The sequence below is a fragment of the Candidatus Edwardsbacteria bacterium genome (assembly GCA_018821925.1).
In the GTDB taxonomy this organism is placed as follows: domain Bacteria; phylum Edwardsbacteria; class AC1; order AC1; family EtOH8; genus UBA2226.
This window is the reverse complement of record JAHJLF010000037.1, coordinates 1-23,768: the sequence shown is the minus strand read 5'-3', so window position 1 is coordinate 23,768 and position 23,768 is coordinate 1. Positions and strand designations below refer to the sequence as shown.

The 23,768-nt window shown below is 52.0% G+C and carries 26 protein-coding genes and 2 tRNA genes; all 28 read right to left on the bottom strand.

Translation table 11 applies throughout. The features are described from left to right. Positions 1-1,104: hypothetical protein (locus tag KJ869_03605; GenBank protein MBU1576275.1), on the bottom strand; the 1,104-nt coding region annotated here is incomplete at its 3' end. A gap of 312 nt (positions 1,105-1,416) precedes the next feature. After that, complete coding sequence (locus KJ869_03600; protein MBU1576274.1) at positions 1,417-3,228, bottom strand: OmpA family protein; 1,812 nt, start codon at positions 3,226-3,228, stop codon at positions 1,417-1,419. A gap of 347 nt (positions 3,229-3,575) precedes the next feature. Next, positions 3,576-3,650, bottom strand: a tRNA-Glu gene (locus KJ869_03595). Between the two features lie 17 nt (positions 3,651-3,667). Continuing rightward, complete coding sequence (locus tag KJ869_03590) at positions 3,668-4,177, bottom strand: cyclic nucleotide-binding domain-containing protein (GenBank protein ID MBU1576273.1); 510 nt, start codon at positions 4,175-4,177, stop codon at positions 3,668-3,670. A 37-nt stretch (positions 4,178-4,214) separates the two neighbouring features. Next, positions 4,215-4,290 (bottom strand) — tRNA-Lys (locus KJ869_03585). 84 nt (positions 4,291-4,374) lie between these two features. After that, complete coding sequence (locus KJ869_03580; protein MBU1576272.1) at positions 4,375-5,646, bottom strand: adenylosuccinate synthase; 1,272 nt, start codon at positions 5,644-5,646, stop codon at positions 4,375-4,377. A gap of 230 nt (positions 5,647-5,876) precedes the next feature. Beyond that, positions 5,877-7,127: an ATP-dependent Clp protease ATP-binding subunit ClpX gene (clpX, locus tag KJ869_03575; GenBank protein ID MBU1576271.1), complete on the bottom strand. Its 1,251-nt coding sequence runs from the start codon at positions 7,125-7,127 to the stop codon at positions 5,877-5,879. 30 nt (positions 7,128-7,157) lie between these two features. After that, entirely contained in the window at positions 7,158-7,667 is a 510-nt protein-coding gene (locus KJ869_03570; GenBank protein ID MBU1576270.1) for a MogA/MoaB family molybdenum cofactor biosynthesis protein, read from the bottom strand. After that, the gene (locus KJ869_03565; protein MBU1576269.1) at positions 7,667-8,923 is read right to left on the bottom strand and encodes a methyltransferase domain-containing protein; all 1,257 of its coding nucleotides are present in this window, start codon (positions 8,921-8,923) and stop codon (positions 7,667-7,669) included. The genes KJ869_03570 and KJ869_03565 overlap by 1 nt, the downstream gene beginning before the upstream one ends. A 54-nt stretch (positions 8,924-8,977) precedes the next feature. Continuing rightward, on the bottom strand, positions 8,978-9,355 hold the full coding sequence (locus KJ869_03560) for an endonuclease domain-containing protein (protein ID MBU1576268.1): 378 nt from the start codon (positions 9,353-9,355) through the stop codon (positions 8,978-8,980). Positions 9,356-9,393: 38 nt separating this feature from the next. Continuing rightward, the gene (gene moaC / locus KJ869_03555; protein ID MBU1576267.1) at positions 9,394-9,909 is read right to left on the bottom strand and encodes a cyclic pyranopterin monophosphate synthase MoaC; all 516 of its coding nucleotides are present in this window, start codon (positions 9,907-9,909) and stop codon (positions 9,394-9,396) included. A gap of 1 nt (position 9,910) precedes the next feature. Then, positions 9,911-10,885: a GTP 3',8-cyclase MoaA gene (gene moaA / locus KJ869_03550; GenBank protein ID MBU1576266.1), complete on the bottom strand. Its 975-nt coding sequence runs from the start codon at positions 10,883-10,885 to the stop codon at positions 9,911-9,913. Positions 10,886-10,911: 26 nt separating this feature from the next. Next, a complete protein-coding gene (locus KJ869_03545; GenBank protein ID MBU1576265.1) occupies positions 10,912-12,075 on the bottom strand; it encodes a metallophosphoesterase in 1,164 nt (387 codons plus the stop codon). 7 nt (positions 12,076-12,082) lie between these two features. Beyond that, positions 12,083-12,280 (bottom strand): sulfur carrier protein ThiS, encoded by a 198-nt coding sequence (gene thiS / locus KJ869_03540; protein ID MBU1576264.1) that lies wholly within the window; start codon positions 12,278-12,280, stop codon positions 12,083-12,085. Continuing rightward, positions 12,274-13,146: a sulfur carrier protein ThiS adenylyltransferase ThiF gene (gene thiF / locus KJ869_03535; GenBank protein ID MBU1576263.1), complete on the bottom strand. Its 873-nt coding sequence runs from the start codon at positions 13,144-13,146 to the stop codon at positions 12,274-12,276. The genes thiS and thiF overlap by 7 nt, the downstream gene beginning before the upstream one ends. 32 nt (positions 13,147-13,178) lie before the next feature. Next, positions 13,179-13,664 (bottom strand): hypothetical protein, encoded by a 486-nt coding sequence (locus KJ869_03530; GenBank protein ID MBU1576262.1) that lies wholly within the window; start codon positions 13,662-13,664, stop codon positions 13,179-13,181. Between the two features lie 3 nt (positions 13,665-13,667). Continuing rightward, complete coding sequence (gene purM / locus KJ869_03525; GenBank protein MBU1576261.1) at positions 13,668-14,720, bottom strand: phosphoribosylformylglycinamidine cyclo-ligase; 1,053 nt, start codon at positions 14,718-14,720, stop codon at positions 13,668-13,670. A gap of 27 nt (positions 14,721-14,747) precedes the next feature. Beyond that, positions 14,748-15,350: a hypothetical protein gene (locus tag KJ869_03520; GenBank protein MBU1576260.1), complete on the bottom strand. Its 603-nt coding sequence runs from the start codon at positions 15,348-15,350 to the stop codon at positions 14,748-14,750. A 22-nt stretch (positions 15,351-15,372) separates the two neighbouring features. Beyond that, positions 15,373-16,461, bottom strand: a complete 1,089-nt coding sequence (locus KJ869_03515; GenBank protein ID MBU1576259.1) for a DUF559 domain-containing protein — start codon at positions 16,459-16,461, stop codon at positions 15,373-15,375. A gap of 76 nt (positions 16,462-16,537) precedes the next feature. Then, the gene (locus KJ869_03510; protein MBU1576258.1) at positions 16,538-18,184 is read right to left on the bottom strand and encodes an arginine--tRNA ligase; all 1,647 of its coding nucleotides are present in this window, start codon (positions 18,182-18,184) and stop codon (positions 16,538-16,540) included. Between the two features lie 49 nt (positions 18,185-18,233). Then, a complete protein-coding gene (rsfS, locus tag KJ869_03505; GenBank protein MBU1576257.1) occupies positions 18,234-18,587 on the bottom strand; it encodes a ribosome silencing factor in 354 nt (117 codons plus the stop codon). Positions 18,588-18,705: 118 nt separating this feature from the next. Beyond that, the gene (locus KJ869_03500; protein MBU1576256.1) at positions 18,706-19,173 is read right to left on the bottom strand and encodes a LytR C-terminal domain-containing protein; all 468 of its coding nucleotides are present in this window, start codon (positions 19,171-19,173) and stop codon (positions 18,706-18,708) included. Positions 19,174-19,252: 79 nt separating this feature from the next. Continuing rightward, positions 19,253-19,513, bottom strand: a complete 261-nt coding sequence (locus tag KJ869_03495) for a GIY-YIG nuclease family protein (protein MBU1576255.1) — start codon at positions 19,511-19,513, stop codon at positions 19,253-19,255. Between the two features lie 93 nt (positions 19,514-19,606). Next, complete coding sequence (locus KJ869_03490) at positions 19,607-20,341, bottom strand: NTP transferase domain-containing protein (protein ID MBU1576254.1); 735 nt, start codon at positions 20,339-20,341, stop codon at positions 19,607-19,609. After that, on the bottom strand, positions 20,338-20,700 hold the full coding sequence (locus KJ869_03485; protein MBU1576253.1) for an aspartate 1-decarboxylase: 363 nt from the start codon (positions 20,698-20,700) through the stop codon (positions 20,338-20,340). Before KJ869_03485 ends, KJ869_03490 begins: the two co-directional genes overlap by 4 nt. A 147-nt stretch (positions 20,701-20,847) precedes the next feature. Continuing rightward, positions 20,848-21,693 (bottom strand): pantoate--beta-alanine ligase, encoded by an 846-nt coding sequence (gene panC, locus KJ869_03480; protein ID MBU1576252.1) that lies wholly within the window; start codon positions 21,691-21,693, stop codon positions 20,848-20,850. 37 nt (positions 21,694-21,730) lie between these two features. After that, entirely contained in the window at positions 21,731-22,819 is a 1,089-nt protein-coding gene (locus KJ869_03475; protein MBU1576251.1) for a hypothetical protein, read from the bottom strand. Between the two features lie 93 nt (positions 22,820-22,912). Next, positions 22,913-23,725 (bottom strand): 3-methyl-2-oxobutanoate hydroxymethyltransferase, encoded by an 813-nt coding sequence (gene panB / locus KJ869_03470; protein ID MBU1576250.1) that lies wholly within the window; start codon positions 23,723-23,725, stop codon positions 22,913-22,915. Positions 23,726-23,768 lie beyond the last annotated feature (43 nt).

The window sequence follows — 23,768 nt, the reverse complement described above, 5'->3', positions numbered from 1 at the left end:
GGCCTGCTTGGCGATGTAGCCCTTGGCGTCGGCCTTGATCTCCACCGGGGCTTTGTCGATCAGCACGCCGCTGAGGGTGTAGGCACCGGTGGCCGGGTCGGTGTTGGCAGTGATGCCGCCGGCCATGACCATGGCGGCCAGGCCCTTGCCGGCCTTGTCAACCACTTTACCGGAGATGATGCCGGTGGGGGGAACCTTGGGACCGGTGGCCTTGGCAGGAGCATAGCTCAGGCCGGCAATGATCTGCCAATCCTGTTCTCTGGTCAGTGCGGGCAGAGTGCTGTCCTCGGTCTGTAAGTTGTAATCAAAAGCTGCGTCAATGTTCAAACCGAAGGGGAAAGAAACGCGCACGCCCGGGGTGATCCACAGCGGGTTATTCATCACGCCACGGCTGACAGTAGTGCCGCCAATCTGGGCATATTTGGTGGTGTCCATCACATACATGCCGGAAACCTCCAGGAAGGGCATGAACATGTCGTTGGCCTGATAGCTGAAGCCCAATCCGAACGGGATGCCCATGTTGGGATAGACATAATTGACGCCGGCGACTTCATACTTATCCAAATTGTAAGCCAAGCCTACGTTCAGGTCTAATTTAGCTGCGCCGAAATCGAAGCCGGGGATCAGCAGGGCATAAATCGCCCCGGTGTGCTTATAGACGCTGTCGCTGGCCATGGGATTCAAGGTGTCGGAAATGGTGGGAATATCATACCCGGCATAGACGCCCAGGCAGAAAGCATCGCTGGCTTTGTAGGAGAATTTCAAAGCAGCCCTGGTGTCTAAAAGTCCGTTGTTGTCGACATCTACTCCGCCCCAAGTGACTTTTTGCATCTGATATACCGGAGCCACGGATAATTCGAACATATCATTGATGGCGAAATTCAAACCAGGAACGATGAGATACTGGTTTACTTTGCTTGGGTCGCTGGCAGTGGAGTCCTTCATCCAGATGATGCCGTGCACGCCAACGCCAAAGGTCATCGGACCGTTGTTGTCGGCTGAGATAGTGCGCAGCAAGCCATTGCTGCCGTAAATTGACGGGGCTGCGGTAGCCATCCCGGCCACCATCATCAGAACCGCGAATACCGATACAATTCGCTTCATTTTGTTTGACCTCCTAATTGTGTTGGTTATTTGATTATCTTCTTTGGAATATACGGCACCACAACATGTAGTGCCGCTGGGTTGCCGTTAAACTAATTAATAATGAAGCAATAAAAATCCTTACGAGATAAGAATATCAATCCTTCACCTCCTTAAGTCAAAATATATTTAAATTAATTCCATCAAACCTGTATTCAAACTTAATGATAGCAATTTATTAGGCCCTTTGTCAAGTGATTTTTTAATTATAATTATTCATTAAAAGCCCCGCTTAACAAGCGGGGCTTTTAATAAGTTTGTTCGGATATCCTATTAGTCTATGACGTTGATCTCTATGCGGCGGTTCTGGGCTCTGCCGGCTCTGGTCTTGTTGCTGGCGATCGGCTTGTTCTCGCCATAGCCCTTGGCCACCAGCTTGTCAGCTGCAATGCCCTTGGCTTCCAGCCAGGTTTTCACTGCCTCGGCACGAGACTGGGACAGCTTCAAATTGACCCTGTTGGATCCCAATCCGTCGGTGTGCCCGGCGATCTCAACCTTGATCTCGGGGTTCTCGCTCAGGACCTTGTACAGGCCCTCCAGCTTGGCCTCGGCCTTGGGGGTGATAGCGGCCTTGCCGGACGGGAAGTAGATGTCGCCAAAGGTAAAGGTCTCTTTCTGCTTCACCAGGGCGATGTTCTGGGCTGCCGGTTTGCCATCCTTGGCAACCACGCTGAAAGTCTTATTCTTGAAGCCATCGGCGCTGACCACTGCCTGGTAGTTGCCCTGCTCCAGCTTGGCGGTATACTTGCCGGCGGCGTCGGTCTTGGCGATGACGGCCTTGGGGCCCTTGAAGTTGATCGTGGCACCAGCCATCGGGCTGCCGTCTTTATAGTTGGTGATCATGCCGGTGACTTCGCTGGCCGGAATTGGCTTGAGCTCCAGGGTGAAGTCCTGCATGGCAGGTTTCTTCTTGTTCTTCTTGGTCAGCATTATGGAAGCCTGCTTGGCGATGTAGCCCTTGGCGTCGGCCTTGATCTCCACCGGGGCTTTGTCGATCAGCACGCCGCTGAGGGTGTAGGCGCCGGTGGCCGGGTCGGTGTTGGCGGTGATACCGCCGGCCATGACCACAGCAGCCAGGCCCTTGCCGGCCTTGTCAACCACTTTACCGGAGATGATGCCGGTGGGGGGAACCTTGGGACCAAGGTTGCACTTGGTGTAGGCCAGGCCCATGAATACCTGCCAATCAAGACCCTTGCCCAGGCCTTTGCCGTTTAGCATATTGACGGTATGTGTAGTGTCATCGGTCTGGAAATTCATTTCGCCGCCCAGATCCATCTTGATGGATCCAAAGTCGAAACGCAGTCCGCCGGTCACCCAGAAAGGATTGTTCATGATGCCGCGTTTTACTGAATCAACCGGTGTAGCTGTAAAATCATAATATTGAAGGGTATCGAACCCGGCTTTCCCGGTTACTTCCAGGAACGGGGTTACCATTCCGGCATCGTAGGACATGCCCAAGCCGAACGGAATCCCGATATTCGGGTAAATTCTATTGACGCCATCACCGACATCATACTTGTCCAGGTTCATGGCCATGCCCAGATTCAGGTGGGCCTTAAAGTTGCCGGCGTTGTAGCCCGGGATCAGGGTGAAGTGGATCACTCCGGTCGGAGTGTAATTGGAGTCCTTTTCCCAAGCCTCATTGACCCAAGCATAATATCCACTGAATTTTTTATTCCAGCGGTAGTCGTATCCCAGGTAGGCGCCCATGTTGAAGCCCTCTCCCCGCAGGAAGGTGGCCTTCAGGCCGATCCTGGCGTCCTTGGTGCCGTTTTCCCACCCGGAAGTGTCCGGGGTGGTCATGGACCATTGATTGAAGGAGTAAGTCGGAGCGATCGACAGTTCCAGCATGTCGTTGAAGGCGATGTTGCCCATGGGAACCACATCGATGCTCATCCAAGATGAGTTGGTGTCAATATCGCCCATGGAGAAGAACCCACGAAAACCGATCCCAAAACTCATTGGGCCGCAGTTATCGGGAGCGATGGTCCTGACCAGTCCGTTGCTTCCGTACATGGAAGGGGTTGCCATAGCCATCCCGGCTACCATTATCAGAACTGTGAACACAAATGCAATTCGCTTCATTTTGTACTCCTCCTTAATAATATAGAGTTGGGTTAACTGATGTTTTCTATCTGTACCTGTAGTAACACTAAAATTCATGGAACAGGAAAATCATTAACTTATTTAATATTTCCTTTTCACACATCCAAGTTGTATAGTAGCAATTTATTAGGTTGTTTGTCAAGTGCTTTTTATTTTTGTCTCCCAACAGCTTGGTTCAAAAACCAGCCTAGATTATGATCCGGCAAAACTGCCAGAAAATAGCCTCATCTCAAGGTGGCGACACGGCACAAAAAATGGCGTCCCCAACCCCGATTCTATCGGGGTGCCGCATTCATCAGTTCAAGGTAGCGGCACGGTGCAAACAATGGCGTCCCCAACGGGATTTGAACCCGTGCCGCCACCTTGAAAGAGTGGTGACCTAACCGCTAGTCGATGGGGACATACTTAATAAGTGATTTTATTTTACATGGCTGTGTATATACAGCCGGCGGAACTGCTCGTTGTCCACTATCGCCCGGTTGATCAGAAAATAGGTCTCCAGGTTCTCGTTGGTGGACTGGATGCGGTCACACAGTATCTCGGCGATGGCCAGCAGCATCCGGGCGGAAAGCTGGGGCTCCTTCATCAGCAGCCTCTGGAACTCCTCCTTGGACAGGGCATACATCTCGCTATCAATGAGGGCGGTGGCCGTGGCGGTGCGGGGCTTGTCGGTGATCAGGGCCATCTCTCCGAAGAAAGAGCTCTCCCCCAGTTCGGCCAGCACCAGCTTGGAATCGTTGCGCTTGATGCTGATCTCCACCTCTCCGCTGGTGATCAGGTACATCTCGTTGCCAACGGTCCCTTCCTGGAATATCGCCGTATCCTTGGCAACCTTTCGCTTCTCCAGCTTGCTCTCCAGCGATTCCAGCTCGGCGGGCGAGAGATATTTGAACAGGACTACTTTTTTCAAAACATCCTGAGGCGCCATTTTACACCTCCATATAGAGATTATTAATGATCTTTAGTGGTGAGCCAGATGGGAATCGAACCCATGACTCCCGCCTTAAAAGGGCGGTGCTCTGCCGGCTGAGCTACTGGCTCCCGGGTTAAAACATCATGCTTTTAGCGTAATTTATTAATTTTACAATAAAAATCCCATCAGGTCAAGCAAATAAAGTGAATACCCTAAGCCCTGAAGATAGTAGCCTCGCGGTCAGGCCCCACCGACACGATGGAAATTTTGACCCCGGTGAGCTTTTCGATGGTCTGCAGGTATTTTTTAGCGTTGGCCGGCAGCTGGCCGTAGCTGCGGATCCCCCCGGTGGGCTTGTCCCAGCCCGGCAGGGTGATGTACTTGACCCGGCAGCAGGACAGCTCTTCGGTGGTCCAGGGATAACCCCCGCCCTTGATCCCGTAGGAGACGGCTATCTTGATCTGCTTCATTCCGTCCAGCACGTCCAGTTTGGTGACCGCCAGTTGGTCCGCCCCGTTCACCTGCACCGCCCGTTTGACCATCACCGCATCGAACCACCCGCAGCGCCGGGGACGTCCGGTGGTCCGGCCGAATTCATCGCCGGCCCTCCGCCTTATGAAGTCGGCCATTTTGGGGTCGAACTCGGCCGGGAATGGGCCGTTCCCCACCCTGGTGGTATAGGCCTTGGCCACCAACAGAACGCTGCCTACAGATCCCGGCCCGATCCCCAGTCCGGTGCAGGCTCCCCCGGAGATGGTGGAGGAAGAGGTGACAAAGGGATAGGTGCCGAAATCGATATCCAGAAAAGTGCCCTGGGCCCCTTCGAACAGCACCTTTTTGCCGGAGGCCATCAGCTGATTCAGCAGCAGGGAGACGTCGGCCATATAGGGCTTAAGCAGGGCGGGATATTTGCGGTATTCTTTTATGATGGCCTCATAGGATGCCGGCGAAACCTTATAATAATTTTTAAGCAGGAAATTCTTTTCCTTGAGATTCTCCCTGAGCTTCTGGGCGAAAACATCGAACTGCAGGAGGTCCCCCACCCTGATGCCCAGCCGGCCGACCTTGTCGATATAGCTGGGCCCGATGCCTCGTCCGGTGGTGCCGATGGCCCCGGCGCCTTGCGCCTCCCGGGCCTTGTCCAGCATTTTATGATAGGGCATGGTCAGGTTGGCCAGCGGGCTGATCTTCAGCCGGCCGTCAACTTTGATCCCCTGGGACCGGACCTGGGCGATCTCCTCCATCAGGCTCGGCGGATCCAGCACCACCCCGTTCCCGATGAAGCATGGCTTTTTGGGATGGACGATGCCCGACGGCAGCAGGTGCAGCACGAATTCCCGGCCATTCGCCTTGACGGTATGCCCGGCGTTTGCCCCGCCCTGGAACCTGGCCACCGCATCGGCCTGGCGGGCCAGCAGGTCGACGATCTTACCCTTGCCCTCGTCGCCCCATTGGGCCCCTATGACCACGGTGCTCTTCTTCATTTTATATTCCTTTATATGATGTTTCAAAAGCGATTCAGACCCGCAAGCAAATTGGACAGGAGTAATAGGATTCAATTGTGGTACCAAAGACCGTCATTCCTGCGCTTCATTGCATTTAGTGCGGACTCCGGCAGGAATCCAGAAAGCCAAAATACTGGATTCCGGGTCAAGCCCGGAATGACAATTAAAGAAACGGGTCTGTGTCGCACTACGTTAGCAATAAACAATGATCAGGCGGCCGCCTCCTGCTCGTCCTTCATTATGTAGCGCGGCTGTTGGTTGCCCACCACCACCTCCCGCCCGATGATGCATTTGGCGATGTTCTTGTTGGAGGGCAGCTGGTACATGATGTCCAGCATGGTCCCCTCCAGCACCGCGCGCAAGCCCCGGGCTCCGGTATTGCGCTTTAAGGCTTCTTCGGACACCGCCTCCAGGGCCTCGGGCAGGAACTCCAGTTCGACGCCCTCCAGGCTGAAATATATCTGATACTGTTTGACCAACGCATTCTTGGGCTTGGTCAGGATATCAATCATGGCGTCCTTGTCCAGGTCGTTCAGGGTGCAGATCACCGGCAGGCGACCGATCAGCTCCGGGATCAGGCCGAACTTCAGCAGGTCGTCCGGCTGGACCTTGGCCAGCACCTCGCCGATGGGCACCTTGCCCTTTTCCCGCAGCTCCGCCCCGAAGCCCAGGCTCTTGGTGCCGATCCGGGAGCTGATGATCTTCTCCAATCCGTCGAAGGTCCCGCCGCAGACGAACAGGATGTTCTTGGTGTTCACCGGCACCAGCGGCTGTTCGGGGTGCTTCCGGCCGCCCTGGGGCGGCACGTGGGCCAAGGTGCCCTCCAGGATCTTGAGCAGGGCCTGCTGGACCCCTTCGCCGGAAACGTCGCGGGTGATGGACGGCCCCTCTGACTTGCGGGTGATCTTGTCTATCTCGTCGATGTAGACGATGCCGATCTCGGTCTTCTTCAGGTCGTAGTTGGCGGACTGAAGCAGCCGCACCAGAATGTTCTCCACGTCCTCGCCCACGTACCCGGCCTCGGTCAGGGTGGTGGCGTCGGCGATGGCGAACGGCACCTTAAGCAGGCGGGCCATGGTCTGGGCCAGCATGGTCTTTCCGGTGCCGGTGGGCCCGATCACCAGGATGTTGCTCTTGTCCAGCTCCACCTCGGGATTGGTGCCGGCGCAGAGTATTCTCTTATAATGATTATAGACCGCCACCGCCAGGGTCTTCTTGGCCTGGTCCTGGCCGATGACGTACTCGTCCAGCACCGCCTTGATATCCACCGGGATGGGCAGCTCCTCCTTGGTGAGAAAGCCGTTTATCTTTTTCTCCTTGCTCAGGATATCGCTGCAGATAATGGCGCAATCACCGCAAATGGCGGCCTCCCGGCCGTCTATCAGATGAGCCACCTCGCTGGAGGCCCGTCCACAGAAGGAACAGCGGTTATGCTGGGAAGTAGTCTTGTCCAGAGCCATGAGATCACCTCGCAATTTATATTCCGATTTTTATTTCTTGCCGTTTGAATGATTGCCGCACTCGCCGCCCGCTCCCCGCAGTATCTCGATGGCGTGGGGCAGCACCGGCAGGATCACCTCCAAGTTCTCCCTGACCGCCTTGACGCTGCCGGGAAGGTTGATGATCAACGTCCGCCCCCGGATGCCGGCCGCCGCCCGGGAGATCATGGCCATCGGGGTCTTGGCCAGCCCTTTGGCTCGCATAGCTTCGGGGATCCCCGGCACCAGCCGGTCTATCACCTCCAGGGTGGCTTCGGGAGTGACGTCGCGGGGCGAGAAGCCGGTGCCCCCGCTGGTCAGCACCAGATCGCAGGAGATCTTGTCGGCATAATGCATCAGCTTCTCGGCGATCAGCACCCGCTCGTCGGGGATGATTTCGGCGGCCACGATCTCGGCATCCAGACCGGACAGCATCTCCCTGATGGCCGGCCCGGAAAGGTCCTCTCTTTGTCCGGCCGCGCCCTTATCGCTGATGGTTAATATGGCGATTCTGATAACCATTATTTTTTTCCGATGTATATGAGGTGCCTTGACGCTCCGACAGTGGTCGGTTCGGCGCTAGTCTGGAATAGAAGATTTAGCCAAAGTTCCCTGCGCTTTCCCACTAGCGTATTGTAAATTTCATCCTCAGCAGAAATACCAGGTTCGACACCTGCGACAACAATAGTTTTAAAACCAACAGCCTCGTGGAGAGGTGCCAATTCTGATACGTTTGCGAAGTAACCACGAAATTCCCCTTTTGGGGAATGCTCTGGATCACGTCCAAACTCCAATACCGATCTCACTTCGGATTCATGGTCAATCCACCCTGGCTCCTTTTTCATCACCTCGCCAAAAATACCATACCTGCTGATAAAAGTGGTAAAGATAAGGCTATCTTTTTTTAAGCGAGCAAACACATTCTTTAATGCAAGTATTCTATCATTCTCATAAATCAGGTGGTAAAGCGGCCCCATCATCAGAACGGCGTCATAATCATTTTTAGAAACCGGGCCAAGATCCCGAGCATCAGAAATAATAAATTTTACCTTATGTTCAAGTCCTTCGGATTGAAGAAGACTGCGGCATTTAACAAACATTTTTTCAGATATGTCCACAGCGGTAATGTCATAACCTTGCCTAGCAAGTTCAATAGTATAGCGCCCAGTGGCTGCTCCGATCTCCAAAATAGAGCCTTTGGGCGGCAAATATTTTTCCAAATAACGGCAGGTAAGATCAAATTCAAGCTGGTGCCGCTCCAAACGGAAATGCTCGGCATCAGGATCGTTATTGTAAAAAGCTGCAATGTCACTTATGTCATCGATCATTAATTTCCCCGCGCACAAATCTTCTATTGTTATTTTATCCCCAATCTTAGCGCCCCCGCCCTTTATCACCCTGGCAAACACCCCTTCCCTGGGCATCACGCAGTCGCCCACCTGCTGTTTAATGGCGCAACCGTTATGGCACTCCTTGCCGATCTGGGTTATCTCCAAAATTATCTCCGAAGCGATCTTCAGTTGCTGGCCGATCTTCAGATTTTTCAAGTCGATCCCCTTGATGGTCAGGTTCTCGGCGAAATCTCCGGGGTGCAGTTCGACCCCCTTGCCCCGCATCTTGTCCACGCTCTCCTCTGCTAAAAGACTGACCTGACGGTGCCAGTCTCCGGCATGGGCATCGCCGGTTATCCCGTGGTCCACTTTCAGAACAGCAGATCTAACGCTGATCTTTTTCTCTCCCTTGCGGGTGCTGATATTTATGGAAATTATTCTGCCCATATGCTTTCTATTCCCCTCTAATAAGAGGGGTTAGGGGTGTGTTCCTCCCCTCTTTCATAGAGGGGAACGAGGGACGTGTCCAGTTATGTACTGCTTGATCCCATTCAACACCGAATCGATATCATAAAAAATCTCTTCATCCTTAAAACGCAAGACTGTTATGCCCAGATCCTCAAGATACCCCTGTTTTTTATGATCCTTTTTAACGACCTCTTTAAACCTATGGGTATATCCGTCGACTTCAATTGCTAAATTCAGTTTGGGACAGAAGAAATCCGCAATATAATTGCCTATCGGCTTCTGCCGGTGAAAATCATAGCCCATTACCTTTTTACCTCTGAGATGCAACCATAATCTAATTTCTGCCTTTGTGCTGTTATTCCGCAGGTAGCGGGCTTTCTCTTTTAGTTTGGCATTGTAATATACTTTCATGGACACACCCCTAAATCCCCTCTAGCAAGAGGGGACTTTCAATCCCTCTGCCAATCGCCCGATTTCCCTCCCCGCTTCTCCAGCAGCTTGATATCCGAGATCACCATCCCCTTGTCCACCGCCTTGGCCATATCGTAGATGGTCAGGCAGGCCACCGCCGCCGCGGTCAGGGCCTCCATCTCCACCCCGGTGCGGTCGGCGCATTTTACGGTGGCGGTTATCGCTATCGCCGAAGATCTTTTATTTATCTTGAGGTCGACCTCAACCTGCGTCAGCCCCAACGGGTGGCACAGCGGTATCAGCTCATGGGTCCGCTTGGCTGCCTGGATCCCGGCGATCCTGGCCACGCTCAGCACATCGCCCTTGGCGATCTTGTTTTTTACGATCAGATCGAGAGTAGCCGGCTTCATCTTTACCCGCCCGGAGGCCACAGCCATCCGTTGGGTCTTTTCTTTTTTGGTGACATCCACCATCCGCGCCTGACCTTTGGAGTTGGTATGAGACAATTCTCCTGGCCTTTTTGTTTTTGCTTTTTTGTTTTTGCTTTTCAACATCTCATCCTCCCACCTCGGCCATATGTCGGGTATTGTCGCAAGCGCCCTGATCCATCTTATGGGCCCTGGGCTTCAATCTCATGGCCTCGTAGAACACCCGCCGCAGTTCATTGCCAGCGTGCCCGGCCCTGACCGGAAACTTGATGTTGACCTCATGTTTCGAAGCCAGGCAGGGCTTCAGGAAACCATCGGCCGTCAGGCGCAGGCGGTTGCAGCCGCGGCAGAAAGAATGCGATAGGGGGGAAATGAACCCCAGAGTGGCCGGGCTGTCGACTATCTGATATTCCTCGGTGATTGTGTTTTTCAAAGGGGGCAATGACACTATGGTAGTGGTAGATGATATCCGCTCTATCAGCTTCTTTGAATTCAGGTGCTTATCTTTCTCCCAAAATTTATTACCCACCGGCATGAATTCGATGAACCGAAGCTGTATCGGTTTGTCCATTGCATATTTGACGAAATCCTCCACCTCGTCATCATTATAGCCGGCTATCGCCACCACATTAAGTTTGACCTGTTCAAAGCCCGCCGTCAGGGCCTTCTCAAACCCCTCTTTGGCTTGCTGCCACTGGTCGCTGCCGGTCATCCGTTTGAAACGCTCCGGCCTTAACGTGTCCAGGCTGACGTTGACCCGCTTGATGCCGGCCTCCTTCAGTTCCGTGGCCATGGGCCCGAGTAAAACGCCGTTGGTGGTCAGGGCCAGGTCCTTGAGGCCCTCGATGGCCGCTAGCTTCCGCACCAGATCCGGAAAGCCCTTCCGCAACAGGGGCTCGCCGCCGGTCAATCTGACCTTGTTGATGCCCAGCTCCACCCCGGCCCTGACGATGGTCTCGATCTCCTCGAAGGTCAGTATGTCCTGGTGCTTTTTTAACGATACGCCGTCCGGGGGAATGCAGTAGCAGCAACGCAGGTTGCAGCGGTCGGTGACCGACACCCGAAGGTAGTTCACTTTTCTGCCGAATTGGTCTGATAGCATCTGTCTTAAAAAATTCCTGAATGTATTTATTGGTTGAAATTGATCTTAATGCTGACTATCTCCGAATGGCTTCCGGTCCGCACCGGCGGCCCCCAGGTGGCGGCCCCGCTGGAGATGTAGAAATGGGTGCCGCCCTTTTTCAGATAGCCCCAGCTTTTTTCGTAGACCCGGTTGGTGATGAAATTCAGCGGCCACAGCTGTCCGTGATGGGTGTGGCCCGATAGCTGAAGGTCAACATTATTAGATGAGGCATCTTGTAGATCGAATGGCTGGTGATCCAGCAGGATCACCGGTAATTTTGTATCAATTCCGGAGAGGATATCTTTCAGCGGCTTTCTGGGGCTCCCGTCGAACCGGGCCCCACTACGGTCCTTCCTTCCTGCCACCCACAGAGCATCGGCGATCAGTACCTTATCGTCCAGCAGCATCTTGATGCCGTGGGCCTCCAGATATTCCACGGCCTTCTTGACCCCGCCGATATATTCGTGGTTGCCGGTGATGCCGATCACCCCGTAGCGGGCTTTTATTTCCTTGAGCTTTTTGCCCATATCCCGCCGGATCACCGGCCCGATGTCCTCGTCCACGATATCGCCAGCCAAAATGACCAGGTCCGGCTCCGTAGCGTTGATCTTGTCCACCAGCCTTCCCAGCCGTCCGTTGCCGATGATGGTACCCAGGTGGATATCCGAGGCCATGGTTATATTCAACTGCTTGAACTGCCCGGCATTCTTGGAGATGTTCAGCTCCAGTTTCTTGACCCGGACATTGCAGGCATTGAAAAAGCCAGTAACAGTAATGATCAGTATCAGCCCCACCGTGCCGAAAAAGGTTCCCAATCTAAGAGACGATCCGAGTAAAATGGTTTGCAGTGCTTTTATCTTGAATAGATTGGCCAAGAGAAAGAATAGATCGGACAGCGCGGCTGCCAGAAATCCGTAGAGCATCACCACCAGCCAGAAGGAGCCGATCCAAACCAGCGCCTCGGTAAACACACTGCTGCCGGCCCTTTCCAAAAACCTCCCGGCTATGAACGACAGGGCAAAGGAGACGAAGACGATCGCATATACCAAGCGCCATTCCCTGCGGACACTATCCAATGACTGCCATCCCTTGACGAAGATATAGAAATTGACCAGGGCGTAGATCAGGATGGCCAGGGAGATGAATATGAAGATCGTGAAAGACCTCATGATGGTCTCAGCCGCCGGTTATCAGATGAATGGCCTGGACATCGTCGCCGTCATTGACGGCTGTTCTCTCGTAATCCTCGCCGGAAACGTATTTGTCGTTGACCCTGACGATGATGGCGTGGAATATGTAATTCTTCTCCTTTAACAGCAGGGCCACGTTCAGCCCCGGATGCCAGGGATGGTCCTGCCCGTTGACCTTCAGCATCTTTCCCCTTTGGCTTTCTTTATATTCAAAATGTTCTGCTTGTCCTGTTCGATGAAGGCTTTGATCCTGGGATCGGCCCCCAGCAGGATCTCCAGCACCTGGTTGGCCTCCAGGCAGGCGGCGATGCCCACCCGGGGCGCCATCAGGCCCATGCCCGGCCCGGCCTCGCTGATCTCGTCCCCGCAAACGTAAATATTCCCAACTTTCCTGGTCTTTAAAAGATTGTTATCGCCCCAGCCGGCCATGCCGTTGCCGATCACCAGCGGTTTCTCCGGCATCTGCTCCTGGACAGCCTCCACCAGCATTTGCTTCTGATCGGCCAAGTCGAATGCCTCCACGATAATATCGGCGGTTTTGAACAGCTGGGACACATTGGCCGGGGTGATTCGCACCTGATGGCATTCCACCATGGCAAAGGGATTGGCCTTTTGGATGATCTCTTTTAAAGCCTCCACCTTCGGTTTCCCGATGTGCTCCACAAAATACTGCTGGCGGTTCAGATTGGACGGTTCCACCACATCAAAGTCGGCGATGATCAAATGGCCGATGCCCGCCCGGGCCAGGGCCACGGCGGCGGTGGATCCCAGCCCGCCGCATCCAGCGATGCCCACCGTGGCGCCCTTCAGTTTTTCGTGGACGCCGGGGGTGTGCCGGGCCATAAGGAGATGCTCCAGCTCCTCGCGTTTGGGCATCTCGCCTTTTTTAATCAGCACCAGCCGGTCGCCGTCCTCCAGCTTGACATCCTGGCCGCAGGGAAAGCCGTTGCGGATGAACAGATCGGCGTTGTTCTTGTAAAGCCGCGCGGCATCGGAGACCGTTGATCCCAAGGCTATCTCCTGGGCTATTTCATTGACGAGGATTTTCATAATTTTTAAAGATCTATTACACTTAGCAACATTTATTTACTTTTCGACAAATGAATAATGCTATCCAATGAAAGTTCAACAACCTGTGCTGCAAATGCAGTAAAAATAATTTTCTTGTTGTAATTTTTAGGTAATTTGAACTTAAAGCACCCATTATTAAATGTTTGAATTGATTTTGTGGCAACAATTTTTCCAGTTGTTGATGATAAAGTCCAGGTGGTTCCTAAAGAACAGGGGACAACTTCTATTGATCCTAAAAAAATGGCAAAAATACCATCGGGGATTGTGTCCGTTGGTGCAGAAAATATATAATCTATCTTTCCTGAAATTGAATATTTTCTGGTTAAGAAATTATAACTAATTTTATTAATATTTACTTTGAGTGGACTCATTCCACCATCTCCGGCATCTAGCATATCACTTCCATGATACATATACCCAAGTTCATAAACAGGCTCTTGGCATAATGCTAGTTTTGCAGCAAGCAAGAGAATAAACACTAATACTGTTTTTTTCATGTTTTACTCTTTTGGTAATAATTTAACGATCCTATTACCCTTCACCACCCGGCCAATCACGTACGGTTTGAACGTTTTAAACTTTTTCAACATTTTTAATGTTTCGTTGGCATCCCGCTCGGCCACTATCAAAACAAATCCTATCCCCATGTTGAACGTCCGGTACATGTCGTCCTGCGGCACGTTGCCTTTCTTCTGGAGAAGATCAAATATCGGCAGGACCGGCCAGGATCCGAGAGATATCTCCACCCCGCATTTCTCCGGCAGCACCCGGGGAATGTTATCCAAAAACCCGCCGCCGGTAATGTGGGCCATGCCCTTTATCAGGCCCTTGTCCATCAGCGGAGAGACCGGCCCCAGGAAGGACGGATGGACCTTGAGCAAAGCATCACCCACGGGGGACTTTATTTCCGGAAGATAAGTATTGGTCTGGTATCTGCATTTTTCAAAGAGGATCTTGCGGGCCAGCGAATAGCCGTTGGTCTGCAGCCCATTGGTTGACAGGCCTATCACCACGTCGCCGGGTTTGATGTTCCTTCCGGTGATCAGCTTTTTCTTCTCCACCACGCCGACGATGAACCCCGCCAGGTCGTAATCGCCGATGGCGTACATGCCCGGCATCTCGGCGGTCTCCCCGCCGATCAGAGAACATCCGTTCTCCTTGCAGGCCTTGGCAAAACCCTTTACCACCTGCTCCATGACCCGGGGATCCAGCCGGCCGAAGGCGGCGTAATCCATGAAGAACAGCGGTCTGGCCCCCTGCACCAGGATATCGTTGATGCAGTGGTTGACCAGGTCCTGCCCCACCGTGTCGTGCTTGTTGGCCATCAGGGCAATTTTCAGCTTGGTGCCCACCCCGTCGCAGGAGGAGACCAGCACCGGCTCTCGGTAGCCCTTCAGCGAGCCGTCGAACAGGGCGCCGAACCCGCCGATGTCGGTCAGCACGTTCTTGGTGAAGGTGGAGCGGACCAGTTTTTTTATTCTTTGGACCGATTCGGCCCCGGCGTCAATGTTGACGCCCGCATCTTTGTAACGCATGTTTTTCCTTCGTGTCATTCCCGAAAAATCGGGAATCCAGATGGTTTATTGCTTTTTATAGACTTGGTCGTATTGTGCCGTAGCCTCCAAGGCCTGTAATGTTCCGATTTTCTTTAACGCCCAATATGCATGATATGATGGATTTTCCCAGTCACTATTTAATATTTTGATCAAGTGATCAACTGTTTTCGTATAAATAGGTTGCGCTTGACTTAAGATATCAATACAAAATATTTTTGTTTCAGGATTTCCATTGTCGATCGCTAGCAAATAATTGTCAATACATTTATCATCTAATTGCTGTATTAATGTTCTTTGCTTTCCTATCATTTCGGTAAATGGTGTTGCTGCCACACCGACAACAGAGTATCCTCTCAAACCAAAATAATCACCAGAGACATACATTGAAGCTAAAGCTTGAAAAGCCATAAGCGATTGACGTTGATTGCCATATTTGGCTTTTGGTATCAAGTTCTGCGATAGGTCCACTAGTTTTTGTGTATTCCATGTGTTATCGAGTTCCGCACGAGCCCTTCCCATGATACTATCATTTTCACTTAGCAGCCTTTTTTCAAGACAAGGCAACGAGGCGCATCCCACAATAGTTACCGCAACATAAAATGTGAACAGAAACATTATTAGTTTCATATTCATCTCCTGAGAACAGGATTTATTTTTCCGCCAGCACAACCAGGCCGTCCTGCGAGTCTTTATTTAGCTGAACTTCGTGCCGCACGATTTTGAATCCGTGTTGTTTTATCTCTTTTAAAATATCTTCCGGCTTCCCGATATACCTTCTGGCTACTCCGCCCCAAACCGTGCATCTTGTCTCGGCATCGAACATCTTGATAACTTCCGGGTCCTTGGGCTCGCCACACATGGTGCTTACATAAAACAATCCGCCGGGCTTTAAAACCCTGTATGCTTCCTTGAGAACCTCAGTCCTATCATTCCCTATTATGCAATGCAGGCAATGCCCGTCGATCGCGATGTCAAATGTTTCATCACCCCATAGCCCCAAATCACGAACATCCCCGACGTTAAATTCAGCTTTAATGCCGGCCTGTTGCGCTTTCTCTTTGGCCCATTCGATCGCGGTGGATGAGATATCTATCCCGCTGACCTGAAACCCTCTTTCGGCGAACAATAACGAAACATCTCCGGCCCCGCATCCGATTTCAAGCACCTTGCCCGATTTGGGGAGATCGCCGGAAGCGATCAGATCAAGTATTTCCTTCCGCCAGGCTTGCCAGGTCTGTTCATCATCCCAGCCAGGCGACCCCGATTCTTTTCTACGACGGTAAAGAGCATCGTGACCGGGGTAATCAGTTTTGAATTTGATCTTGACCTCACCCCTGCCCTCTCCAGATAAATCTGGCGAGGGAGGCAATAGTTCTCCGATTTGCTTTATAACTTCCCCAAACTGATGGATCACAACCCCATTGGAAAAGCGAATAATTTTGATATCATTCCGGCTTAATATCCACTCACGAAGTTTGTCGTAATCTTTTTGCGATTCGTGGACACCGCCGTCAATTTCAACGATCAGTCTCAGCTCGTTACAATAAAAATCAGCAATAAAACCATCTATGACCTGTTGGCGGCGGAATTTCAAACCGTGCATTTTACGACCCCTGACACCATTCCAAAAACAACGTTCAGCCAGGGTCATTTGACGGCGCATTTTCTTGGCCAATTCAAGCTTTGCGTCCTTTATCCGCCGCCCAGTGCTGACGCTAATATTTTTTACGCTTTTCATTTTATCCAGTTATCTCCCTCTCCAAATGCGTTTGGAGAGGGTCGGGGTGAGGTCAACTATTCCCTAAAGGGAGAGGTCACATCTTCTCCGGGGCGCTGACCCCCAGCAGGCTCAGCCCGTTGGCGAACACTATCCGGGCGGCATCGCACAGGTCCAGCCTGGCCTGGGTCAGCCCGGCATCGTCGGTCACCACCCGGTGCTGGTGGTAAAAAGTATGGAACACCCCGGCCAGGTCCTGCAGGTAGGTCGGCAGGCGGTGCGGCTCCCGGGCCAGGGCCGCCCCCAGCACCACCTCGGGAAACTCCAGCAGGGCCTTGATCAGGTTGATCTCCTCCTTCTCCTTCAGCAGGGCCAGGTCGCTCTTTACCCGGGCGATGCCCTTCTCCCGGGCATGGTCTATGATGCTGCAGATCCGGGCATGGGCGTACTGCACATAGAACACCGGGTTCTCGTCGGAGTGTTTGCGGGCCAGGTCCAGATCGAAATCGAACTGGCTCTCGCTGCGCCGCATCAGAAAGAAATACCGCATCACGTCCGGCCCCACCTCGTCCCGCAGTTCGTCCAGGGTGACTATCACCCCGCTGCGCTTGGAGAACTTCACCTCCCGGCCCTCTTCGATCAGCCGGACCATCTGCATCAGGATGAACTCCAGCGAATCGGGATCATGGCCCAGCGCCTGGGCGGCGCCCTTCATGCGGGGAATATCCCCGTGATGGTCGGCCCCCCAGACGTAGATCAGCCGCTGGAAGCCGCGCTGGAATTTATTCTGCATATAGGCAATGTCGGCGGCGAAATAGGTGTGCTCACCGGTGGACTTTATCACCACCCGGTCCTTCTCGTCCCCGAACTCACTGGCCTTGAAGAACTGCGCTCCGTCCTGATCGTAAAGATATCCCTTTTGGTTCAGTTGGTCCAGCGAGTTTTTGATGGCCCCGGATTCCACCAGACTGACCTCGGAGAACCATTCATCGAACTCCACCTTCAGGTCTTTTAACGACAGCTTCAGGTTATCCAGCATGCCATCCCGGGAGATCCTGGTGACCTCGGTCAGCAGCTCGTCGGATGAAAGGGCTTTTAGCCGATCCCCCTGTTCGGAATTCAGCTGGGCGGCAAAATCCTTAAGATACTCGCCCTGGTAGCCGCCCTCGGGAAACTCAAATGGCCGGTTCCATATCTGATTCAAACGGGCCAGCACCGAGCGGCCCAGCTTATCTATCTGGTTGCCGGCATCGTTGATGTAATACTCCCGGTGGACGTCGTAGCCCACGCACTGCAAAAGCCGGGCGATGGCATCGCCCACGAAAGCTCCCCGCCCGTGGCCCACGTGCAGCGGTCCGGTGGGGTTGACCGAGACGAATTCCACTTGGACCTTTTCCCCTTTGCCGTGGTCGCAACAGCCGAAGGAATTCTTCTTGTCCAGCAGGGTCACCAGTTCGCTGTACAGCCAGCCCGAAGCCAGCTTGAAATTGATAAAGCCCGGCCCGGCCACCTCTACATTTGACACCAGCTCCTGGTCAAGCTTCAGAGAAGCAGTGATCTTGTCGGCCAGCTTCCGGGGATTTTCCTTCAGGCTTTTGGACAGGTTCAGGGCAATATTGGTCGACCAATCGCCGTGGCCCTCCTGCTTGGGCTTCTCCAGCCCGATCTCGGAAGGATCGATCGTCAGTCCCAGGCTTTGCTCTATTGTCCGGGAAATATTTTTCCGCAGATAGTCTTTTATCATAAAATATCGCAACCTCTCCCTTCCCTTACGGGGAAGGGTCGGGGTTAGGTCATTGATCCTTTACCTCTTCGCTGGGAGCGTCGCCCCATAAGGCTTCCAGGTTGTAGTAATCACGCACCCGGGGCTGCATGATATGCACCACCACATCCACGTAATCCATCAGCAGCCAGGAGGCGGTCTTCTCGCCCTCGATATGCAGGGCCTTGATGCCCTTGGGCTGCAGTCCCTCTTCGATGGCCCGGCGGATGGCCCGGATCTGGATGTCGGTGGCGCCGGAGGCGATCACGAAGAAGTCGGTGGCGGTGGAAAGCCCCCTGACGTCCAGCACCGTCACATCGAAGGCCTTCCGGTTGAGGGTCAACTGGGCTATTTCCCTGGCCAGCTGTTGCCCGGGGCTGACCACCCGGATCTTGGCCGGGGCTTTCGTTTTGGGCGCCGCCGGTTTTTTCCGGGCCAGGCTCTTGGCCTTGGCGGTGCCGGGTTTGATCCTGGATCTTGCTGCGGGCCTCTTCTTCAAGACATCAGAAGCTGATGCCGAGGAAGCCTTTTTTCTTTTCTTTAAGATGATCTTTGCCAATTATTACTGTGACCTCCAATAATGATGTTGGTTCTATTTGGGGTATTATGTTTTTGCATTTGAGTTCCTTGGCTACCAGAATGGCGTTGCCTTGGCCGTCGTCGGCCCGGTCCACCACCACCGTCTCCGGGAAGCTGTCGTTCTCGGCGTTGGCAATGTCCACCACGTCGAAACCGCTGTCCCGCAGCTGCTGGGCCACCTCCTGGGCCAGCCCGCTTTTCTTGGTCCCGTTGAGCACCTCGATCCGGATCTGAGCCTTTCTCTGCTTGAGATCGGCCTGCCGGTTCTGCCGCCAGCGCATGTAGACCGAGCCGCCGATGACCGCCATGACGACTATCAGGAATATCACCGCCAGCGGAAGGTATCGGTTGCGGCCGGTCTTGGCCGGACGATTTTTCAGATCTGTTGCCATTTATTCAGTTTTATATCGTTTTTCAGTCATTGCGAGGAGTTCCCCGAAGTGAACGACGAAGCAATCTCCGCCGGACGATTTATAGTTCCAGTAACAGATCGTTGTATTTCGGATTGATGCTTTCGATCAACTCTTGCTTCTGTTTTCGTGGGCCGGCTTTGACCTGTTTCTCTCTTCTGATCGCATCTCTGGGATCGTTGAAAATCTCGAAATAGACAAGTTTCGTAATGTTATAACGCGCAGTAAAACTTCCGGGACGCATTTGTTTATGCTCCGCAATACGACGTCGGAGATTGTTCGTCACGCCAGAATACAATACCGAGTTCCATTTGTTTGACATTATATAGAAATAATACTCGCGTATCATGACCTAAAAGCCTAAAGAGGATTGCTTCGTTACACTCGCAATGACTAAAAGAAAAATGTTTTAGCCCTAACGCTGAAGGTATTCCTCACATACCGCCAGCTCTTCGGGAGTGTTGATCCCCAGCACCTCCCGGCTGTCGGAAACTATCTGGCCGGATATCTTCAGCCCCTGTTGTTTGAATATCCCGATCACGTCGGTCAGGTAATACTCTCCCTGTTTGTTGTTGGGCGTCAGCTGGCTCAGGGCTTTTACCAATTGTTGATTGTCAAAAGCGTATATGGCCGGGTTTATCTCCTTGACCGCCAGTTCCTCGGGAGAGGCATCCTTGGCTTCGACGATCTTGGATACCATTCCGTCTTTGTCTCTGATGATCCGGCCGTAGGAGCCCGGCTGTTCTATGATGGTGGTCAGCATGGTGCAGGCATTCTCTTCATCCCGATGCTTCTTCAACAAGGACCTTATGGTTTCCGGCTTGATCAGCGGTACATCGCCGTACAGCACCAGCAGGTCTCCGGTAAAATTTTCTATTATGGGCAGGGCCTGCATCACCGCATGGCCGGTGCCCTTCCGGGGCTGCTGCATCACGAATTCCACCCCAAGCCCGGACAGTGCGGCTTTTACTGTTTCGGCCTGATGGCCGATCACCACGATGGTTTTAGTGATCCCGGCCTTCTGGGCCGAGCGCACCACGTGGTCCACCAAAGGCTTTCCGCACAAGGGATGCAGGACCTTGGCCAGGTCGGACTTCATCCGGGTGCCCTGGCCCGCCGCCAGGACCAGGCAGATGCTACAGCAACTCATAGCTTGGTTTTTTTGGCGATGCGGTTCCTGTTGTCCACGCAGACGATCTTGGGCTGGTGCTTTTTGGCCTCGGCGTCCTCCTTGTAGCAGGAGGAGATAACGATCACCTTGTCGCCGGGCAGGCCCAGGCGGGCCGCCGCCCCGTTGAGGGTGATGGTGCCGGACCTTCTGGGAGCCTTGATGACATAGGTCTCAAAACGGTTTCCGTTGTTGATGTTCACCACCTGGACGATCTCGTTTGGCAGGATGTCGGCCGCCTCGATCAGCGCCTGGTCTATGGCGATGGAGCCCTCGTAGTGCAGGTTGGCCCCGGTCAGGGTGGCCCGATGGATCTTGGATTTACAGAGAATACGAAACATATTATCCTTTTGTTGATTTATTATTTACCAGTGGTCATTGCGAACCGACTTTTATCTGACTGATGAAGCAATCCCCTATTGCCTAGATTGCTTCGTCTGCTCTGCCTTGAAGTTTTCTCGCAATGACAGAATAAATTCATCCCATCATCAGGCAAGTACGATATTATCAATTAATCTTGCATTCGGAAACTTCACAGCTAAAGCGATCAAAGTATTTTTTTGAATTACCTTTACCGGCCTTAATGTCTCGTTATCCACTATCTCGATATAATCTATCTCCCCCAGCGGCGCATCACGGTATAACAATTTCGCTATTTCACGTTTCACGCTATCCGCTTTTCGCTTTCCGCTTTTTACCATACTTCCCGCCAATTGAAGAGACCTATACAGCGCCGGCGCCTCCGCCCTTTCTTCCATTGTCAGATACGCATTGCGCGAACTCATGGCCAGCCCGTCACGCTCCCGCACTATCGGTGCGCCAATTATTTTTACCGGCAGGTCCAGGTCCTTCGTCATTTGCCTTATCACCGCCAACTGCTGGGCGTCCTTCTGCCCGAAGACCGCCGCGTCCGGCTGAACTATGTTGAACAATTTAACCACCACCGTAGCCACGCCACGAAAATGACCGGGGCGCGAGGCCCCGCACAGCCCCTGGGTCAGGCCCTCCACGTTGATATAAGTGGAAAAATTTTTAGGATATATCTCTTCAGGACTTGGCGAAAATATCAGATCGGCCCCGGCTGTTTTGCATAATGCCGCATCTTTTTTCAGGTCGCGGGGATATTTCTTGTAATCTTCTTTTGGCCCGAACTGGGTGGGATTGACAAAAATCGAGACAACTACGAAGTCAGAATGTTTCTTCGCTAAACGTATCAGCGATAGATGCCCCTCATGCAAGGCCCCCATGGTGGGCACAAAACCTATTCGCCTACCCTGTTTTTCCTGCAGAGCGATGGCCTGCCGGAGTTGTTTTATAGTTTTACTTATTTTCATTTTTGAACCCCGAAGACGCTAAGTTCGCAAAATCGGTTTACTTTTCACTTTTTTTAATAATAAGTTGAATTTTATCTGGGCCAGACCTACCTATACTAAAATTATAAAGTCTTGATTGGGCAGGGCATTTTATTAATCGTGTAATCTTTCCTTCTTCATCATACTCTTTGAAATCTTTATCAAGCATCTTTTGGCTAAAATGAGCATCTGTTTTAATTTTACCGTTACGATAGTACTCAACGTATCTACCATTTAGCCCACCCAAACTGTCAAAATCAATCTGCTTTTGTATTTTCCCATTATCGTAGTACCATGTCCATAATCCTGCAAACTGAAAACCATTCATACTCCCAGTAGATTTAATGCCACCATTTTCATAATATGATATACTCTTTCCTTGTTCGTGTTCATTTATTTCTGTTTTTAAATGATTGATAATCCCATTGGAATGATAATATGTAAACATCCATAACGTATCGACAGGCGACAGAATTTCTTCTTCTATTCTTAAGTTATCGTAATAACAACGATATATTATCCTTCTACCATCTTTATAAATTCTCTCGTATTTAGGATTACCATTATTATCATAGGTCCAATGATATTCATATTTATCAACCACCTTGTTGGCAAATAACATTGTGCCTAAAGTATCATAACCAACCCAGTTAATAAAACTATTTGCATTTTCCGGTAAACCTATTAATTCTACATTACCATTTTCATAAAAACTTTTCCATTCATCTGTTATAAAACGATTTTTAAAATAGGTTTTGATTTTTATTTTCCCATTATGGTAATATTCACAATATTTGCCCTTTATTTTTTTATCAATAAAATACGATTCCTTTTCGCCGATAATAAAGCTACCACTGTCGGAAACTATATTATTTTTAGAATATTTCTTCCACTTCCCGAAAGGCAAGGTGCACCAAAAATAGTCTTTAAATAAAATAGTGTCGCCCTTAGGACTAAAGAGGATTTCATTTAACTTAATCTCATGGTGATATACTTCAACTTGTTTTTTCGCACCATCTGGATAACTCGTAATCGTCTTTTCCCAAATCAAGGCATGACTTGTTGCAGATAAAAAAGCAAATATAGTTATTATTTGTATTTTTTTCATAAATCTATACGTCCTTCGCGCCTTTGCTGTTTGCAAAGTACTTTCCATTTAAAAGAAGCCTTTGCGTCCTTGACATCTTCGCGGTTAAATTATCTACTCCTGGGAAAAACTCTCGTCCAGCGAGGGGAAGGACTTTTCCTTGACGTCCTTGTGGTAGGCCTTGAAGGCCGTCCTCATCTGCCCGGCCAGGTCGGCATACCTGCGGACGAACTTGGCCTCGAAGCCCTCGTAGCGGCCCTCCATGTCGTCCACCACCAATATCTGCCCATCGCAATAAGGCCCGGCCCCTATGCCGATGGTGGGAATGGTCAGCTCCTGACTGACCTTCTGGGCCACCTGATAGGGGATCTTCTCCAGCACGATGGCGAAACAGCCGGCGTTCTCCAGAGCCTTGGCCGCCGCCATCAGCCGCTCGGCCGATTCCTTGTCCTTGGCCTGCAGCTGGTAGCCTCCGAACTTGTGGATGGACTGAGGGGTCAACCCCAGATGGCCCATCACCGGGATGCCGCGCTCCACCAGGTTCTTGACGATGGGCGCCGCTACCCGGCCGCCCTCGATCTTGACCGCCTCGGCTCCGGACTCCTTTAAAAATTGTCCGGCATTCTGGGCGGCATTGGATATCGAGGTCTGGTAGGAGAGGAACGGCATGTCGGCCACCACCATGGCCCGCTTGACGCCCCGCTTGACCGCGGCGGTATGATAGAGCATGGCCTCCATGGTTATCGGCAGGGTGTTTTCGTATCCGGCAAAGACCATGGCTACCGAGTCTCCCACCAGGATCAGATCTATTCCGGCCTCGTCCACCATTTTGGCCGTCAGATAATCATAAGCCGTAAGACAGGCGATCTTTTCGCCCTTTTTCTTCATCTTAAGCAGGGTCCGGGTGGTGACTTTCTCGGTATTCATATCTTTTACCGCCTCAAAGATTGTTTTGATTTGATTTTGGGCT

Excerpts from the sequence above, each read along its gene's own strand:
- KJ869_03545 (MBU1576265.1), bottom strand. The coding sequence starts at position 12,075 with ATGAGGTCTTTCACGATCTTCATATTCATCTCCCTGGCCATCCTGATC.
- moaC (MBU1576267.1), bottom strand. The coding sequence starts at position 9,909 with ATGTTGAAAAGCAAAAACAAAAAAGCAAAAACAAAAAGGCCAGGAGAA.
- KJ869_03475 (MBU1576251.1), bottom strand. The coding sequence starts at position 22,819 with ATGAAAAAAATACAAATAATAACTATATTTGCTTTTTTATCTGCAACA.
- thiS (MBU1576264.1), bottom strand. The coding sequence starts at position 12,280 with ATGCTGAAGGTCAACGGGCAGGACCATCCCTGGCATCCGGGGCTGAAC.
- KJ869_03530 (MBU1576262.1), bottom strand. The coding sequence starts at position 13,664 with ATGAAAAAAACAGTATTAGTGTTTATTCTCTTGCTTGCTGCAAAACTA.
- KJ869_03495 (MBU1576255.1), bottom strand. The coding sequence starts at position 19,513 with ATGTCAAACAAATGGAACTCGGTATTGTATTCTGGCGTGACGAACAAT.
- KJ869_03560 (MBU1576268.1), bottom strand. The coding sequence starts at position 9,355 with ATGAAAGTATATTACAATGCCAAACTAAAAGAGAAAGCCCGCTACCTG.
- KJ869_03565 (MBU1576269.1), bottom strand. The coding sequence starts at position 8,923 with ATGGGCAGAATAATTTCCATAAATATCAGCACCCGCAAGGGAGAGAAA.
- panB (MBU1576250.1), bottom strand. The coding sequence starts at position 23,725 with ATGAATACCGAGAAAGTCACCACCCGGACCCTGCTTAAGATGAAGAAA.
- purM (MBU1576261.1), bottom strand. The coding sequence starts at position 14,720 with ATGACACGAAGGAAAAACATGCGTTACAAAGATGCGGGCGTCAACATT.
- KJ869_03520 (MBU1576260.1), bottom strand. The coding sequence starts at position 15,350 with ATGAAACTAATAATGTTTCTGTTCACATTTTATGTTGCGGTAACTATT.
- clpX (MBU1576271.1), bottom strand. The coding sequence starts at position 7,127 with ATGGCTCTGGACAAGACTACTTCCCAGCATAACCGCTGTTCCTTCTGT.
- KJ869_03485 (MBU1576253.1), bottom strand. The coding sequence starts at position 20,700 with ATGTTTCGTATTCTCTGTAAATCCAAGATCCATCGGGCCACCCTGACC.
- KJ869_03490 (MBU1576254.1), bottom strand. The coding sequence starts at position 20,341 with ATGAGTTGCTGTAGCATCTGCCTGGTCCTGGCGGCGGGCCAGGGCACC.
- KJ869_03600 (MBU1576274.1), bottom strand. The coding sequence starts at position 3,228 with ATGAAGCGAATTGCATTTGTGTTCACAGTTCTGATAATGGTAGCCGGG.
- KJ869_03580 (MBU1576272.1), bottom strand. The coding sequence starts at position 5,646 with ATGAAGAAGAGCACCGTGGTCATAGGGGCCCAATGGGGCGACGAGGGC.
- KJ869_03515 (MBU1576259.1), bottom strand. The coding sequence starts at position 16,461 with ATGAAAAGCGTAAAAAATATTAGCGTCAGCACTGGGCGGCGGATAAAG.
- KJ869_03510 (MBU1576258.1), bottom strand. The coding sequence starts at position 18,184 with ATGATAAAAGACTATCTGCGGAAAAATATTTCCCGGACAATAGAGCAA.
- KJ869_03500 (MBU1576256.1), bottom strand. The coding sequence starts at position 19,173 with ATGGCAACAGATCTGAAAAATCGTCCGGCCAAGACCGGCCGCAACCGA.
- KJ869_03570 (MBU1576270.1), bottom strand. The coding sequence starts at position 7,667 with ATGGTTATCAGAATCGCCATATTAACCATCAGCGATAAGGGCGCGGCC.
- moaA (MBU1576266.1), bottom strand. The coding sequence starts at position 10,885 with ATGCTATCAGACCAATTCGGCAGAAAAGTGAACTACCTTCGGGTGTCG.
- KJ869_03590 (MBU1576273.1), bottom strand. The coding sequence starts at position 4,177 with ATGGCGCCTCAGGATGTTTTGAAAAAAGTAGTCCTGTTCAAATATCTC.
- thiF (MBU1576263.1), bottom strand. The coding sequence starts at position 13,146 with ATGAAAATCCTCGTCAATGAAATAGCCCAGGAGATAGCCTTGGGATCA.
- panC (MBU1576252.1), bottom strand. The coding sequence starts at position 21,693 with ATGAAAATAAGTAAAACTATAAAACAACTCCGGCAGGCCATCGCTCTG.